The organism is uncultured Actinomyces sp., from assembly GCF_963542285.1.
GTDB lineage: Bacteria > Actinomycetota > Actinomycetes > Actinomycetales > Actinomycetaceae > Pauljensenia.
The window spans coordinates 1-14,505 of the sequence record NZ_CAUTWQ010000023.1; the positions used below are offsets into that span (position 1 = coordinate 1).

At 53.3% G+C, this 14,505-nt stretch carries 15 protein-coding genes and 1 pseudogene; 6 read left to right on the plus strand and 10 right to left on the minus strand.

Annotated features, from left to right (window positions below):
- Positions 1–507, minus strand: a 507-nt coding sequence (locus RW023_RS07900) for a low temperature requirement protein A (protein WP_315580674.1), incomplete at its 3' end; no start/stop codon positions are given.
- A gap of 461 nt (positions 508–968) precedes the next feature.
- The gene (locus RW023_RS07905) at positions 969–1,367 is read right to left on the minus strand and encodes a hypothetical protein (protein WP_315580675.1); all 399 of its coding nucleotides are present in this window, start codon (positions 1,365–1,367) and stop codon (positions 969–971) included.
- A gap of 179 nt (positions 1,368–1,546) precedes the next feature.
- Between RW023_RS07905 and RW023_RS07910 the strand changes: the two are divergent.
- The 3 genes and pseudogenes from RW023_RS07910 to RW023_RS07920 form a co-directional block, all read left to right on the plus strand.
- Positions 1,547–1,886: pseudogene (locus RW023_RS07910) on the plus strand (cytosine deaminase); the annotation flags it as partial.
- Between the two features lie 244 nt (positions 1,887–2,130).
- Positions 2,131–2,439 (plus strand): DUF1778 domain-containing protein, encoded by a 309-nt coding sequence (locus tag RW023_RS07915; RefSeq protein WP_156335182.1) that lies wholly within the window; start codon positions 2,131–2,133, stop codon positions 2,437–2,439.
- On the plus strand, positions 2,439–2,957 hold the full coding sequence (locus tag RW023_RS07920; protein WP_315580676.1) for a GNAT family N-acetyltransferase: 519 nt from the start codon (positions 2,439–2,441) through the stop codon (positions 2,955–2,957). The genes RW023_RS07915 and RW023_RS07920 overlap by 1 nt, the downstream gene beginning before the upstream one ends.
- 72 nt (positions 2,958–3,029) lie before the next feature.
- Here RW023_RS07920 and RW023_RS07925 read toward each other — a convergent pair whose 3' ends face one another.
- A complete protein-coding gene (locus tag RW023_RS07925; protein ID WP_315580677.1) occupies positions 3,030–3,449 on the minus strand; it encodes a hypothetical protein in 420 nt (139 codons plus the stop codon).
- A gap of 59 nt (positions 3,450–3,508) precedes the next feature.
- A complete protein-coding gene (locus RW023_RS07930; protein ID WP_315580678.1) occupies positions 3,509–3,883 on the minus strand; it encodes a hypothetical protein in 375 nt (124 codons plus the stop codon).
- Positions 3,884–4,008: 125 nt separating this feature from the next.
- On the opposite strand from RW023_RS07930, the gene RW023_RS07935 reads away from it, so the two are divergent.
- Positions 4,009–4,914: a hypothetical protein gene (locus tag RW023_RS07935; RefSeq protein ID WP_315580679.1), complete on the plus strand. Its 906-nt coding sequence runs from the start codon at positions 4,009–4,011 to the stop codon at positions 4,912–4,914.
- Between the two features lie 8 nt (positions 4,915–4,922).
- Here the strand turns inward: RW023_RS07935 and RW023_RS07940 are convergent, their stop codons facing one another.
- The 4 genes from RW023_RS07940 to RW023_RS07955 are packed head-to-tail and all read right to left on the minus strand — an operon-like array spanning position 4,923 to position 10,343.
- Positions 4,923–7,157, minus strand: coding sequence for a sugar-binding domain-containing protein (locus tag RW023_RS07940; protein ID WP_315580680.1), 2,235 nt, complete (start codon positions 7,155–7,157; stop codon positions 4,923–4,925).
- Positions 7,158–7,165: 8 nt separating this feature from the next.
- A complete protein-coding gene (locus RW023_RS07945; protein WP_315580681.1) occupies positions 7,166–8,035 on the minus strand; it encodes a carbohydrate ABC transporter permease in 870 nt (289 codons plus the stop codon).
- Between the two features lie 2 nt (positions 8,036–8,037).
- Positions 8,038–8,964 carry a sugar ABC transporter permease gene (locus tag RW023_RS07950; RefSeq protein ID WP_315580682.1) on the minus strand — a complete coding sequence of 309 codons (927 nt, stop codon included), beginning with the start codon at positions 8,962–8,964 and terminating at the stop codon, positions 8,038–8,040.
- A complete protein-coding gene (locus tag RW023_RS07955) occupies positions 8,961–10,343 on the minus strand; it encodes an extracellular solute-binding protein (RefSeq protein WP_315580683.1) in 1,383 nt (460 codons plus the stop codon). The genes RW023_RS07950 and RW023_RS07955 overlap by 4 nt, the downstream gene beginning before the upstream one ends.
- Before the next feature lie 148 nt (positions 10,344–10,491).
- On the opposite strand from RW023_RS07955, the gene RW023_RS07960 reads away from it, so the two are divergent.
- Together RW023_RS07960 and RW023_RS07965 are read left to right on the plus strand one after the other, a co-directional pair.
- The gene (locus tag RW023_RS07960) at positions 10,492–11,496 is read left to right on the plus strand and encodes a LacI family DNA-binding transcriptional regulator (RefSeq protein WP_315580684.1); all 1,005 of its coding nucleotides are present in this window, start codon (positions 10,492–10,494) and stop codon (positions 11,494–11,496) included.
- A 108-nt stretch (positions 11,497–11,604) separates the two neighbouring features.
- Positions 11,605–13,248: a ricin-type beta-trefoil lectin domain protein gene (locus RW023_RS07965; RefSeq protein ID WP_315580685.1), complete on the plus strand. Its 1,644-nt coding sequence runs from the start codon at positions 11,605–11,607 to the stop codon at positions 13,246–13,248.
- A gap of 40 nt (positions 13,249–13,288) precedes the next feature.
- On the opposite strand, the gene RW023_RS07970 is transcribed toward RW023_RS07965, so the two are convergent.
- Both RW023_RS07970 and RW023_RS07975 read right to left on the minus strand, forming a co-directional pair.
- Positions 13,289–13,663, minus strand: a complete 375-nt coding sequence (locus tag RW023_RS07970; protein WP_315580686.1) for a hypothetical protein — start codon at positions 13,661–13,663, stop codon at positions 13,289–13,291.
- Entirely contained in the window at positions 13,663–14,241 is a 579-nt protein-coding gene (locus RW023_RS07975; protein WP_315580687.1) for a GNAT family N-acetyltransferase, read from the minus strand. The genes RW023_RS07970 and RW023_RS07975 overlap by 1 nt, the downstream gene beginning before the upstream one ends.
- Between the last annotated feature and the right edge of the window lie 264 nt (positions 14,242–14,505).

Sequence of the window (14,505 nt, forward strand, 5' to 3'; positions counted from 1 at the left end):
ACTAGCAATAAAGATATAGACTCCAACGTAAATAGGAAAAAGAGCTGCCAGATAGTTTCCTAAACTTTGTAGACCTGTTATCCATAGAAAACCTTTGATACTTTCCCGATCAGTATTATCGGTTGATTCTCTAAAAAACTGAACCAAATATTGAAGAAATAGGGTAAGGGTTAAAGTACCAACAGCCCAACAGGTATAATAGTACCATTGTTGCCAATTGTATCCAATCATATTGGATATAAAGAGCATAAGTCCCATGTTGATAAACATGATTACCATATTAAATAACGAGTTCGTTCCATAGCGATTGGTATAAATGGTTTGAATCATCCAGGAATTGATGACAACCAAGACAGAGATGAAGAAATCAAGTAAAGAATCCCAAGCCAAAATACCGTTATGAAGCGGGTGAATTAAAGCAGTTGCTTTTGAAATTGCAAAAACAAACACTAGGTCATAAAATAGTTCTGAAAATTCTACACGTTTATGCTTAATAAGAGTTGTCATCTTAAGACCTTTCTATTTTAGAAGTACAATTTATTATAACAGAAAATGGTAATGAAAGAGAAGGAGATGCTTAAATAACTTCATGTAGCGCGAATTGTCAAAACCTTGGAGCACATTTACCTCACGTACCAGCTTGCAGGCGGAGTGTTTGACGATTGATAATGAAGAATAATATTATACAATATAAAAAGCGACCCTAAAACTCGCTTTTTTATTTAATCTAATAGCTCCTTATTTTCAATTAAGAGTTCGAGCGGAGATTTCTTTCTTGCTACAATAAAACAAGGTTCATATTGGGTATGAACTGTTCTTTTCTGAGAAGTTGGCGCAATGGCTGCGATGAGTAGCGCGGCCCCACAGGCCCCCTCCGCGTGCGAGTACTGGGAAGGCGATCGGTACGCGGTGTCTCCATCGACTTATGCGGTGTGAATGGCGCACTCCTACCACCCATGAGGCGAGGATCACACGTTTTTACTTTCGAGATTATCCGGGTAACACGGGTCGGCCCCGGCCTCGTCGAGAGGGATGAGGCCAAGGCCAGGACATGCGTCAACGCTGAAGAGGGTTACTCTCGTCCCTCGCGTACGCTCGCGAGGATGCGGCGACGCAGCGGGACGGTTGCCTCGGAGGCGACGACTACGGTCCGTGAAGCCGCGCGGGGACCCCATGGAGGATAGGGCACGCACCTGATCGGCAGAGTCGAGGACGCGAATCGTCTGGTTGACCGCGGTCGACACGGCGCCGAGGACGGGGCCGACCGCGCTCACCCGGCCCGCCTGCGTACGGCGCGCGACGCCCAGGGGTGTGATTGCGACTGTGCGCATGGCTAGCCACGAGGACAGGGCGGCCAGGAGGATCATAGCGAGCCCCTCGACGAGGAGGGCAACGACCCCCAACCCACATCTCGCCGACCCCCATCGGGCGGCCCTGGAAGGACAGGGCGCCCCACGCGGGAAGCGTGATCGCGTACAGGATCGAGCCGACGACAACACCGACGGCCGCAAACACGCAGGTTTCGAGGATGCAGGCGAGCTTCGTCATCCACCTGGGCGAGTCCCACTCCGAGGCCGGATGGTCCGAGACGCGCACGACCGCACTGGCCGACCTGTGGAAGAGCGAGCACTCCTCGTCGTTCACGGCGATGCGCTCGCGTGGGTGCGGCTTCTCCTCGACGCAGTTCGTCGATCAGCTGGGCGTCATCGGACCCGACTGTCACGTCGCCCACGGCGTGTACATGCGTGCCGATGACCGCCGGTGACTGCGCGCCCGCCAGACGGCCGTGGCGCTGTGCCCGCGCTCGAACCGGGGTGATCGGCCTGGGCGCGCCGCGCGGGAGCCGTCATAGCGCCTCTGTGATCATCTTCCTCCTTGGCCGCGACGAGGAGGCCCGCTGGCACCTGGCAGCGCATCTTCGCCCGCGGCGAGTGCGCGTTGACCTCATCTCTGCGCGACCAAAGCACTAGCTAGCGCGCTAACGTACAACGCCTTGACACTACATAACCCTCTCACATGTATGGGGCAGAACACTTTGAAGGACACTAACGGAAGTGGTTCTTTGTATAGATCTATGCTATGTTAGGCAGATGTACGGATAAACTCCGTACAGAAGAAAGAGAGACTCCAATGAGCACCACGAAGACACAGCGCCTGGACCTGCGCCTCACCAAAGAACAGGATGCACTCATTCGTCGAGCGGCTGAACAGGATGCCCGTAGCATCAGCGATTTCGTTCTCTCCACTGCAACACTGGAAGCGCAGCGACGTCTTGCCGACCAGCGCCTCTTCTTCATGAACGACGAACAATACGCCCGCTTCGAAGAAATTCTGCAGGCGCCGCCGACGGACGATCCCAAGCTGCGCAGGCTCTTCGAGCGCCCGTCGCCCTTCGGCACGCACATCAATCTGACCACTCCACGCACCTCTGATCAGTGATGTACGTATCAGTTCTGCAAGAACCTCATCTTCTTGAACACAAAGACGACCGATCACGATTCCAGTCGGGCGACACCGAGATCGACGATTGGTTCCACCGCTTCGCATGGCAGAACCATCGAGAAGGTAACACTCGCGTTTTCGTCACGAGGCAGGAACCAGAGACGCTTGGTTTCTACGCCCTGTCTATGGGAGCAGTAGAACGCAGCACACTCCCAGATGCCCTCAAACCCGGTCGACGCCCGGACCCGTGTCCCATCCTTCTCCTCGCGCGGCTTGCCGTCGATCGACGCGTACAGGGAAACGGCATCGGTGCAGCGCTCCTCAAGGACGCCCTCTTGCGAGCCTACAAGCTCAGCAACGACGTCGGTTTTGCTGCCCTCCTGGTCCACTGCGCGGACGACCGGGCACGTGAGTTCTACCTCCACCAGTCCTCGCAGTTTGTTCCCTGCCCGGGGGCAGACAACCACCTCATGCTGCCGCTACGCGCACTCCGGGAGTTCATAGACGCTCTGTGAAGCACTTCGATTAGGCGCCAACATGTGAGGGCCCGGGATCGATACCGATCCCGGGCCCTCACAGGGTTAGATTCAGTTGGCGCCCGGCGTGATAACGACGGTGATCTCGGTGCTGATGCCGTCCGGATCGGTCAGGGTCACGGTGATCGGGTCGTCGTCCTCGCCCAGCGCACGCAGCGGGTGCAGGGTGACGATGTTCTTCTCGGACTTGCCCACCTCAAGGGCGGTCGGGTCAGAGACCTCGATCGTCCACTTGGCGGCCTTGTCGGAGTCGGCCAGCTTGACCTTCAGGTCGCGCTTTTCGGGGACCTTGATGCCGTTGTCGTCGATCTGAGCGATGGGACGCTCGACCGTCTTGACGTCCTTCGGGGTCACGTAGGAGTGAGCGGAATCGGAATCGGTGGCGCAGCCGGTCAGGGCGGTGACGCCCAGGCCGAGAGCCAGCACTGCAGTAAGGACGGAACGCTTGTTCATAAGCACAATACTAAGCATCCATCCTCACAGATATGCATCACAAGGTCTGTTTTGGGACGATGTCACATCATCTCACGTCACATGGACCAGACCAGCGCTCCCGATTCCACGTCCGCCCAGTACGAGCTGGCAAACTCCGCCCGCTGCTGCGGGAACTGCAGCTGCGGGCTGTGCGTGCCCCCTCGGATGATGCTTTCGCGGGCCCCCAGGTCGGCGGCCTCCTCGGCGTACCACGAGGGCGGCCAGATCTCGTCCTGGTCCCCGTACAGCATGTGCACGGGCACGCGCCCGGTGGCCGCGAGCGCGGGCGTGTCGGGGCGCAGCTCGGCCAGGATGCGGGCGATTCCGACCAGGTTTTTCGAGGCCGTATCGAGCGCGCGAATACGTTGGAATTCCGCCCATCCGACGCCGGGTTCGTCGAAGTTCATGTCGGGGAAGTAGGTGCGCAGCACCTGCTGGCGCGCGCCGGGCCCGTGGGCAGGGGGTCGAGGATCGGCGCTATCCGACGAAGCGTGAGTAATGCCTACTTCCAGTAGAATCGCACTACCTGTTTTCGATGTGAGTGATAAGAGGCAATATGAGCCAGGAGAAAGAACCTTTGTTCTCCGAAGAAGCCGCGCATGGCTATCAAGAAGATGAACTTCTTGATGCTCCCGTTTTTGAAGGTGAACTCATTGAAGATGATGAGAATGACCTTCTGCTTTCTGAACTCTCAACGGAGGAAGGGCAAGAGGCCTCGGTCTACGCGGTTTTCTTTCTGAAGAAACTCGTGCGCATTCGGGGAGTGCGGATCTCTCGTGAAGACTTCCTGCGCCAAGAGCTTCAGAAAGCTCACTTGAGTGAGTCACAAATTGAAGAGGCTATTGCCAGCGATCCGATCTCGGCGGGAATCCCTCAGAAGCGTTTGGACAAACTGGCCAATGACGCGATTTCTTATGAGACGAAGAAATCCACCGCTCTCTCGTTTGCTGCAGGAATCCCCGGTGGCTTTGCGATGCTCGGAACCGTGCCCGCCGACCTCACTCAGTACTACGTTCACTCGCTGCGGATCATGCAAAAGCTTGCGTACCTGTATGGGTGGAAAGAATTCTTGACGGACTTGGATGACGTCGATGATGAGACGATCGCCCAGATGGGCCTCTTCTTTGGCGTCATGCTGGGAGTTGCCGGGGCTGCTGAGTCAATGCGAGATTTTGCTCGAATGATTGTTGCTCCTGCTATTGAAAAGCGGGTTGCGCGCAAAGCTCTGATGAAGGGGACTTGGTACCCAGTCGTCAAGAAGTCTCTGAAATTCATTGGCATTTCGGTCACGAAACAGAGCATGGCAAAAGCCATGTCAAAGATCCTCCCGCTCATTGGCGGAGTGATTTCGGGTGGTATGACCTTCGTTTCGCTTCAAACTCAGGCGAATCGACTCAAGCAGCACCTGCGTCAGCTTCCGCCTCCGGGCCTCGATGCCGCGGAGTGGAAGCAGGGAAAGTAGGGGTCTAGCTAATCCTCATTCCATCCCGGCCGAGGCGCATCGACAAACTCACCGGATCTTGCGCCGCGTCGGTTTACAACTTCGACTTCGGCGGCGTCCAGGTATGTGCGTGCACAAACCGCTCCTGACTCGTCTTCCACCCAAATCAATAGACGGGCAGGCTCTTCTGTCCCTGAAACGGAGAGAGAGAATTCAGGAGAGAGAATAAAAGGCTCCGCGAAAACGTCACAACCTGCTACATCAACACCTACTGCACCCGCGATCTTGCGGATGTCAAAATCCACTGGGCTGTAAGCGGGGAGCCACATCGCATAGGCGCGCCCCCGTATCTCGCTGATCCCATGATGTGAAAGGTGAAAACTGATCGGCTGCTGCGCAAAGGGGAGTGCAACATCTGCTCCTGCCTCACATGGGACGAGATTCAGCACAATGACGGTATCGGCGTTAACAGCAGACGGTATACAACCCGCCCATTCCTTGGGGTTCCGATGAGCGTCGAGCAATCCTGCCATCTCGTGTTCAACATCAGTGAGTTCTGTGTAGACGTATCCACTCATGGAGTTGTATCGGCGCATTTCCTGTGTTTCCCAGCGCAAATGCCACGCGCGTTCTACGCTTGTGAAACCTTCCCCGTATTCACTATTCAGGTTCGGTAAGCTTCGCAGCGCGGGATTTTCGTTGCCATATAGGTGCTTATCGACTGTGAAATCGGGTCCTAAACGAACCGGGAAGTCGTCTCGTTCAGCACACATGAGCTCCGCAAGGCGCTGATTCCAAACCGCAATTCGAGGCTCATAATAATGCCAGTCGACGATGTCACTTTTAACGTGTGACCAACCCGAGTTTTCGATTGCGGGACGTGTCGGATCGCAACGTTTCAATTCATCGAAAGCTGTCGCTGCCGCAGCCGCACGTATAGGGCTGCCTGGAATATCCCAATCCAGCCCCCATTCTTCGTTGTATAACCCCCATAAGATGATCGATGGGTGGTTGAAATCGCGCGCAATCATATCGGCAATCTGCGAATTAAACGCTTCGGCGCCCTCAGGTGAATATCGGCTCGTACATGGGGGTTCAGCCCATACCAGCATCCCTATTTTGTCCGCCTCGTGAAGCCAAAGTGGATCTTCAAGTTTGAGATGTTTACGAACCATTGTGTAGCCGAGCTCGCGGGCTAGGTACAGATCCTGCACTAACTCCTGCTTGCTGGGTGCGGTGAGTCCGCTTCCCGGCCAATACCCTTGGTCGAGGACGCCTCGAACAAATAGGCGTTCACCGTTCAGCCATAGGACCCCATCGCGGCTTTCGATCTTGCGTAACCCTGCGGTTACGGTGACCTGATCGGCTGTGTGTCCAGTGCCAGTGGTCAGAGTAAGGTGATAGAGGAAAGGGCTGGATGGCGACCATAAATGAGGGTCTTCAATGGGCAGAAATGCTGTGAGAAAGCCATTTTTATCGGTGTGCGCTGTGGTTTCCTCGCCGCTTTCCTCGACCTTAATCCTGACTGCTTGACCGTCGAAGCTGTCGGGGGAGCTAGCCCGAGCTTCCAAGGTTTCTGTTGCGAAATCCTTTGAACCAGAGAGAGTAGCAGTGATTTGGAAACCCCTCAGTGAAGTGCCGTCAAGCTGGATGGCATCAAGAAATGGGGTGCCGCGGCTCTCTAACCATACAGATTGCCAGATACCAGATGTAGGAGTGAAAGATACGCCGTCGTAGTCATCGCGTGGGAATGAACGTTGCTTTCCATGTGGAATATAACGCTTGTCGGCTGGAGCATGCACTGAGACAGTAATCGTTGCCGAGAATACAGACTCGAGCCTTGGCGCATGCGTCGAACAGACCTGTAATGCATCGGTGATGTCGAATTCAAAAGATGTGTGCCCACCCGTGTGAACACCAATTCGCATGTCGTTTACGTAAACTTCAGCACGGTAAAAGACTGCACCGAAACAAAGAATTGTGCGCCGTTCCAACCAGTCTTTGGGAATGTCAACTTGTCGAGAATAGACTCCGTGCTCAAGCCAGGTTTGGTTGACTCCAGACCGTTTGCTTTCCCAAGCGAAGGGTACACAAATAAGTGATGGAACTTGTTCGTTGACTGCTTTCCTTAACCCCTCTGGAGTTGAGGAAGAGCCGTAGTCTGCTTGGAAACTCCAAGGCCCATTCAAGTTGATCCAGTGTTGAGAGCGATCTCGATCTGGGCGGGGGTAGTCGCTCCGGGAGGTAGTGGTATCGGTGTACATCAGAGTATTTAGCCTTTAACGCTTCCAGCAAGGATTCCGTTGATGAAGTGTTTCTGGAAGATCATGAAGAGAAGGAGAAGAGGAATGAGTGCGACTGAGGCCGCAGCGAGAAGTTCGCCGGTAACTGTCGCGTAGTCGGCACCAATTCGGTTCCCGGAGATGTTTTGAGCAAGGGTCGAAAGAACGACTTGAAGAGTTGCCATCCGGTCTGAATTTGCAGCGACTACTGGCCACACAAAATCGTTGTAGATATTCATGATCGTCAAGACCGCGAGCCCTGCTAGACCTGGGCGGATCACTGGGATTACTATCCTCCAGAAAATAGTGAACTCGCCGCAACCATCAACCCGAGCTGCATCAAGGAGTTCGTCTGGAACAGTTGAAATGACCTGACGCATCCAGAAGATCGCGAAGGCATCAATTGCTCCGGGAAGAATCAGAGCTTGATAGGTGTTGATCCAACCGAGTGCTTTCATCTCTAATAGCAATGGAATGATCAAGACAATGGTTGGAAGCATCAATGTTAAAAGAACTGCTCCAAAGGCGAAGTTTCGGCCTCGGAAGTTGTATTTTGCGAAGGCGAATGCGGCAAGTGGTGCAAAGAACATCGTGATGCCGCCTTTAACTACAAGGACAATCGCAGTGTTTTTAAACCCAGACAATATTGGGACATCGGAAAGCATTGCACGGTAGTTATCTAGGGTCAGAGTCGATAGGTCAAAATCCAGAGGGCTTCGGACAATTTCGCTCGCAGGTTTAAAACCAGAAAGAATTGCCCAGGCCACGGGGGCTAGGAAGCAAAGCATCAGAATCATCAAGAAAACATGAGCCCCAAGATGAAGACGGCGTCGTGACTGGCGGAAAAGTAGGGATGGCATATCTACTCCTTCGAAGTCAGGCCGCGGACGAATAAAAGAGACAAAGTCATGACAATCACGACGAGCAGGATGGAATTAGCGGCTCCAGTTCCAAGGTCTGCGCGGGTGATGAAGTTGTACAAGTGATATCCGGCGGTTGTCGTCGAGTTGTACGGGCCTCCTTGAGTCACGACAAAAGGCTCGGCAAACATTTGGAATACTCCCAACGTCTGCATCACCACAACGAAACCTAAGGTTGGGCGTAGGAGTGGCATAGTGATGGAGAACAACTGGCGGACTTTGCCCGCGCCATCAATCTCAGCGGCCTCGTAAAGGGTTGAATTAATTGACTGAAGACCAGAGAGAAGAATAATGACGACGAATCCAGTGGTCTTCCACAGGAACAAGAGCGCCAAGGTTGGTTTTGCCCAAGTTGTCGTGGTTAGCCAGCCGATATTCTCAATTCCGAAGATGCGCAGAAAGGCATTAACAGCTCCATATCGTTCGTCAAAAACGACGACCCAGACCTGTGCAATTGCCACGAGGGGAGTGACAAACGGAAGAATGAATGTGACGCGGTATAAACTGCGGAACTTCATCTCGGCAATGTTGAGAAGGACAGCGCTGATAATCCCGAGTGCGAGTTGGATCGGCAGCACCAAGAGCCACAAGATGGCGGAGTTTGCCAGTGAAGCCCAGAAAGCCTTGTTTGTCAGGAGGTAGGAGTAATTACTCAGCCCCACCCACACGGCATTTCCAGATCCATGCCAGTTCGTCAAACTTAGCTCGGCAGTGAAGAGCATTGGATAAACGCTAAAGGCCAAGAAGAAGATGATGAAAGGCGTGATGAAAATATAGGGGCTAGTTTTCTTGCGTAGGCGCCCGCTTGCCAGAGCGTTGTGCACTCTTGCTTTGTAGCTGTGCGGGTGAGGCTGAGTAATAGTGCTCATTGTCGATCCACAAGATTCTTCTGGATGTCGTTGCTTGAATTCGTGATGACTTCGTCAACGCTGAGTTTGCCGTCGTACATCAACTGAATATTGGTTCCTAAGTAATCAACAGCACCGGTCCACCAACTAGGAATTGGTGTACCGCCGGGGATCTGAGAACCGGCTTCAGTCGCCACAGCCCACAGATCTTGCTTTCCTAGAGCCTCAGTTGGCGTGAAGAGCGGTTCCTTCGGGTCGGCAGCAGGAAGATACGAGGGGATTGAGGTTGTTAAGCCGTTCGGATAGGTGCTTGACGTCCCCCAGACCTTTGAATATCCGTCCTTGTCAAACATAAGGAACTTGTAGAAGAGCCAGGCAAGTTGGGAGTTCTTACCATTCTTGGGAAGAACGAAGGAAGATCCTCCCATGGCGCCGCTTCGTGCGCCGCCGGATTTCCACGCCGGGAGTTCCATTGCCCGCCAGTCACCGCGGGTTTCTTTGAGCATTTGCTCTGGCGCGAAGCTGTACCAGATCGCCCAGGGATAGAAGACTTCGTTGCCATTCTCGAGTTCAGCAATATCTGTGGCATCTAAGTACTCTGTTCGAGTTCCCAAGCCTTCTTTGTTTACGGTGTCGAGCCAGGTAAGTATCTGACGGTATTCCGCGCTGTCTAGGCGGAGCTTTCCTTCGCTGTCGCCAAGTGAAGTTCCTTGTTGGCTGGCATACATCTCTAGCTGCAGCTGACTGAGGAAACCTGCGCGTTCAATGTGGATTGGTCCAGCGTCAGGTTTGAAAGCCTTGTAATCCTTGGCGGCTTTGAGGAGATCGTCGTAGGTCTTAATTGTTGTAGGATCAATTCCCGCAGCTTTGAGAGCCTTCTCATTGTAGTAAAGCAAACCGGGGTTGAGGTCAAAGGGGACACCGTAGATGCCGTCTCCCTTTCGGTTAACATCAACTTTTTGCTTGGAGATGTCATTGATATAGGGGTTGAGCACGTCGCTAAGATCCCAAAGATGGTCGGTAAAGGCAGACACCTTGGCATCATCGAGGAAAACTCCGTCCGGTACATCGGTCCCGGTGATGAGGGTGTTTTGAAGTTTTGCGTCGATATCGACAGCCTCGTGGTGAACTTTGATGTTGGGATACTTCTTATTGAAGTCTGCGATGGTATTTTCGAAGACTTCGAAGAGGTCACCCGAGCGGTCCCAAATGGTGATTTCACCGCTTGGGGATTCTTCCGTTGGGGCTTGTAGTTTGTTCGATGAGGATGCTGTTGAGTCTGCACTCCCAGTGATGGGGGTCGTGCAGGCTGACAGGCTGGTGCTGAGAACGGCGGCTGCGGCGACGAATGAAACCATGAGTCGCCACGAATGTGGGCGCCGCGATTGTAGCCCTTGCATCAGAACTCCTTTGTTAGGTTGGTGGGCGTGATACGTAGCCATCACAGCTGATTAAATTGCGAACGTTGCAAATTAATCCGTATCGAATCGCGTAGATGTTATATTACACACGTTTGCAAACGTTGCAAAGGAGTGGAAGAATTGTTACATGGCTGTGACATTGCAAGACGTTGCTGAACGCGCTCAGGTATCTGTGCGGACCGTGTCTAACGTAGTGAGTAATTACCCGCATATTAGTGATGTAACACGTGCCCGTGTGCAAGCAGCTATTCAAGAACTGGGTTATCAGCCCAACCTTGTCGCTCGAACATTGCGAACTGGAAAAACTGGGATCATCGCTTTGTCTGTGCCGGAACTTGATGTCCCTTACTTTAGTGAGCTTGCAAAAGAGGTCATCAAGCAAGCTGGTGAGTACGGTTATAGTGTCATCGTTCTTCAAACAGGTAATGATCTTGAGCAAGAAGAAGCTCTGTTGCGAGGAGAAACCAAGAATCTTCTATTCGACGGCCTGCTCTTTACCTCTCGGGTGAGGGACGCGAGTTTGGTGGTGAAGAGAAAAGCACGTCAAGCCCCGATTGTCCTGCTGGGCGAGTATGACTTTGATGGAACAACGGATCATGTGGCGATCGACAATCGACAAGCAGCTCGTGAAGCCGTGGAATATCTGATTTCTTCGGGACGTAAACATATCGCGGCGATTGGGGCTCAGCCTGACGAAGTTTTCACTACGCCCCTTCAGCGAACATTGGGATATCAAGAGGCGCTACGAGACGGCGGTCTGAGTGTTATGCCGGAATGGCTTGTGCCCGCCGAACACTACAGTCGCGAAGATGGATATCTGGCAATGCGGAACCTGCTGAGTTCAAACCGCCGGCCTGATGCTGTCTTTTGTTTCTCCGACCTGCTGGCTGTCGGTGCTCTGCGCGCTGCACATGATTTTGGCGTCAAGGTTCCCGATGACATAGCCGTTGTTGGAATTGATGACATCCCAGAGGGGCGGTATCAGACCTCGTCTTTGACCAGCGTTTCTATCAATATTCCTTATATTGCAAAGACAGCACTCAATCTTCTTGTGAATCGGATCGAAGATCCTAAGCGCAAAGCACAGCAATGCATTGTGCCTCACAGTCTTGTGATCCGGGAGAGCGCATAAGCGGTGTAGGCCGATTACTTTGCTGGTTTCGGCTCGCCTCGTCAACGCGCACGTAACTGAATAAACCCATCGAATCCACTATTTTCCTTTGCGTTGAAGGAGAAAAATATGCGATCACGCGCTTTCGTATCTCTGATTCTGATGATTATGCTGATTCTGGTCTCACCATTGTCGGTCACTGTCTCGCCACCAGTAGGCGCAGTTGAAGCTGGACAAGTGCTCTACTCCCCGAACTTACATTTGCATCCGAAGGGGAAAGCTGGCTATCCGAGGGGGCTTCAACTTCAATACGGTGAGGGCAGTGGGATTCTACTTGCGACGTTTGCTCGTGAAGGAGAAAATGCTCCCACATCTCTTCCAATTTTTCGAAGTGGAGATCAAGGAAAGACCTGGAAGCTGATCTCATCAATCCGCTCCCATACGGATGGGTGGGATATCGAAGCTCCAACATTGTTCGAGGTTCCATTTACGCGTAACGGCCTTAAAGCGGGCGATATTCTTGCAGCTGGGACCGCATGGAAACGGAAAAACTATACAGCTCAGAAGATTGAAGTCTTTTTGAGCAGGGACCAAGGGAAATCCTGGGAATATCTCTCAAACTGTACAGAGACAAAGAATCTCCCCAATACTTGGGGACATGGGATTTGGGAGCCTGCTTTCCTAATGACAAGTGACGGTCGAGTTGGCTGTTATATTTCCGATGAGCGTCCGGCAAATTCTCAAACTAATAACCAAGTGATTGGGCACTATTTGTCCCGAGATGGTGCGAGAACATGGGAGACAAACTTTACCCAGGACGTAGCGTTTCCCTCAGACAATCTCCAGCGTCCTGGTATGCAGACTTTTGCGCAACTTCCGGACGGACGTATCGTCATGAGCTATGAACTGTGCAGGGATGCAACCGATCCTGATCATGCATGCGAGGTATTTATAAAGTTTAGTGAGGACGGGTTCCAATGGGGACCTCTTGATGATCCGGGAATTCTTGTGAGTACTGGCGACCATCGCCATCTTCTCCATACACCATTGATTTCTTGGATGAAGGCTGGCGGCCCTCACGGGACACTGGTGCTTACTGGGCAGCGAGTGACTGCAGGGCATGTGGGTGATGAACGCGTTCTTGAGGAGAGCGGTTCAGTGATGCTAGCTAATACCTCAATGGGGAAGGGAGAGTGGACGGAAGTTACTTTGCCTCTTTCTGTGGTGCCGACAGGTGCGTACGCCGAAGGACTGCCCTCATGCCCAGGCTATTCCTCTCCTGTAATTCCCCTAGCTGAGAATGGAAATTATGTCTATCTCACGGCAACATGGTTGGGCGTAGGAGACCAATGCGAGATTCGCTTCGCGCGCGGTCGATTACCTTTAGACTCAGGGCAACTGGTTGGCCCCGGTCAGCAGTGTCTTGATGTTGATACCAACACATCACGCAATGGAAATCCAGCGCAGCTATGGAACTGTAATGAAGCAAGCGGACAGCGCTGGAACCTTACACATGATGGCGCGATCGAGTCTCTTGGAAAGTGCTTAGATGTTGATGCGCAAGGGACTTCCAATTTTACAAAAGTGCAGTTGTGGGAATGCAATGGTACTGGTGCTCAAAAATGGGAGTTACGCGCCGACGGATCATTGTTTAACCCACAATCCGCAAAATGTCTTGATGCTCCCCAAGGGCGCGTTGAGAACGGAACACACCTGCAAATCTACGAATGTAACGGACTCTGGACCCAGAGATGGCGGCTAAGTCGTAGGTGATGCCTTTACTGCTCGGCTGAGCTTCACGGGTAGATGAAAGTTAGCCCGCGTTGGCATCTCCTCGAAACACCCTCCACGCCCCGCGAATCAGAGGAATCTGAAGCGGTAGTCGAGCATACGCAAGTGCCTGTTTGACCGCAGGCTTGCCTTCCTTGCGATAGTCCGCGGCCATCTTGATGTTCGCGGGGAAGACGGCGACATACAGTGCGCTCGCGGCCAAGCCGGCCAGTCGCCTCGTCAATGGAAGCGCAAGGCCAGCGGCAATTGCCAACTCGGCAGCGCCGCTCACCAAGGTGTAGGTTCGCGTGTTCCCGGGGAGGCAGCCTGGCACAATCGCGTCATAAACCCGAGGCGCCTTAAAATGCATCACCCCTGCTCCTGCAAGCAAAAGTGCATGCCAGTGTGCTGTCTTCATCAGGCCTCCGGAATGTCAGGATCGCGCCGCATAATGAACTCGTGGTCAGTGTGGTCGCCGACCATGAACTTGTACTCGCCGACCAGCTTGAACCCGTGGCGCCCGTAGAGTCGCTGTGCCCCGAAATTCTCGCTGAATACTCCAATCCACAGGGGACGCGGCCCATCGGCAAGTAGGTAATCGATCGCGTGCCGGAGCATCATCGATCCGCGCCCGCCGCCTTGGTATTCCCGTAGCAGATAGAGGCGCTGAACCTCTCCGTCGGTCGGCTTTACGTCGGGGTGAGGAAGGTGCGCGGGGCAAACGGTCACGTAGCCAATCAGTTTTCCTTCCGAGGCCGTGTGCGCATCAGCGTTTCCGGGCGCAGTCGCGTCGGCCTCGCTTTCCTCAAGGAAAAGCAGCCAGGTCGGGCGCTTCGGATCCGCAAGCTCATCACGAAGGACCTCGGGGGAGTAGGCCTCGTGTATGAAACGATCAAGGTCATCGGGTGCATATAGGTGGCCAAAAGTCTGCGTGAAACACGTGGACGCAAGCGCGGACAGAGCGTCTGCATCTTCGAGTGTTGCGCGGCGCAGCATAATTTCCCTCCTCGGGCTAGCCGATGATCATAAGAACGGTCCTGGCGCTTAAATCAGCGATTCCCAATAAATACCGTCCCGAGACGCGCTCGTGCAACATGAGTACCGAAAATGCAACTGTCATCAGTATTGATCGCTTGTTGCTTTGGGGTAAGTGTTGAATTTATTGAAGACCGTCTTGGTGCTGCTAGGACGTGCGATCGGATACCCGCCTGAAATTTCCTCAAAAAATTCCCGATACATTTATGAATGCAAACTGTTGCG

Coding starts and splice junctions, on each gene's coding strand:
- RW023_RS07905 (WP_315580675.1), bottom strand. CDS start 1,367: ATGATCCTCCTGGCCGCCCTGTCCTCGTGGCTAGCCATGCGCACAGTC.
- RW023_RS07920 (WP_315580676.1), top strand. CDS start 2,439: ATGTACGTATCAGTTCTGCAAGAACCTCATCTTCTTGAACACAAAGAC.
- RW023_RS07915 (WP_156335182.1), top strand. CDS start 2,131: ATGAGCACCACGAAGACACAGCGCCTGGACCTGCGCCTCACCAAAGAA.
- RW023_RS07940 (WP_315580680.1), bottom strand. CDS start 7,157: ATGTACACCGATACCACTACCTCCCGGAGCGACTACCCCCGCCCAGAT.
- RW023_RS07970 (WP_315580686.1), bottom strand. CDS start 13,663: ATGAAGACAGCACACTGGCATGCACTTTTGCTTGCAGGAGCAGGGGTG.
- RW023_RS07975 (WP_315580687.1), bottom strand. CDS start 14,241: ATGCTGCGCCGCGCAACACTCGAAGATGCAGACGCTCTGTCCGCGCTT.
- RW023_RS07945 (WP_315580681.1), bottom strand. CDS start 8,035: ATGCCATCCCTACTTTTCCGCCAGTCACGACGCCGTCTTCATCTTGGG.
- RW023_RS07955 (WP_315580683.1), bottom strand. CDS start 10,343: ATGCAAGGGCTACAATCGCGGCGCCCACATTCGTGGCGACTCATGGTT.
- RW023_RS07950 (WP_315580682.1), bottom strand. CDS start 8,964: ATGAGCACTATTACTCAGCCTCACCCGCACAGCTACAAAGCAAGAGTG.
- RW023_RS07965 (WP_315580685.1), top strand. CDS start 11,605: ATGCGATCACGCGCTTTCGTATCTCTGATTCTGATGATTATGCTGATT.
- RW023_RS07935 (WP_315580679.1), top strand. CDS start 4,009: ATGAGCCAGGAGAAAGAACCTTTGTTCTCCGAAGAAGCCGCGCATGGC.
- RW023_RS07960 (WP_315580684.1), top strand. CDS start 10,492: ATGGCTGTGACATTGCAAGACGTTGCTGAACGCGCTCAGGTATCTGTG.
- RW023_RS07925 (WP_315580677.1), bottom strand. CDS start 3,449: ATGCTTAGTATTGTGCTTATGAACAAGCGTTCCGTCCTTACTGCAGTG.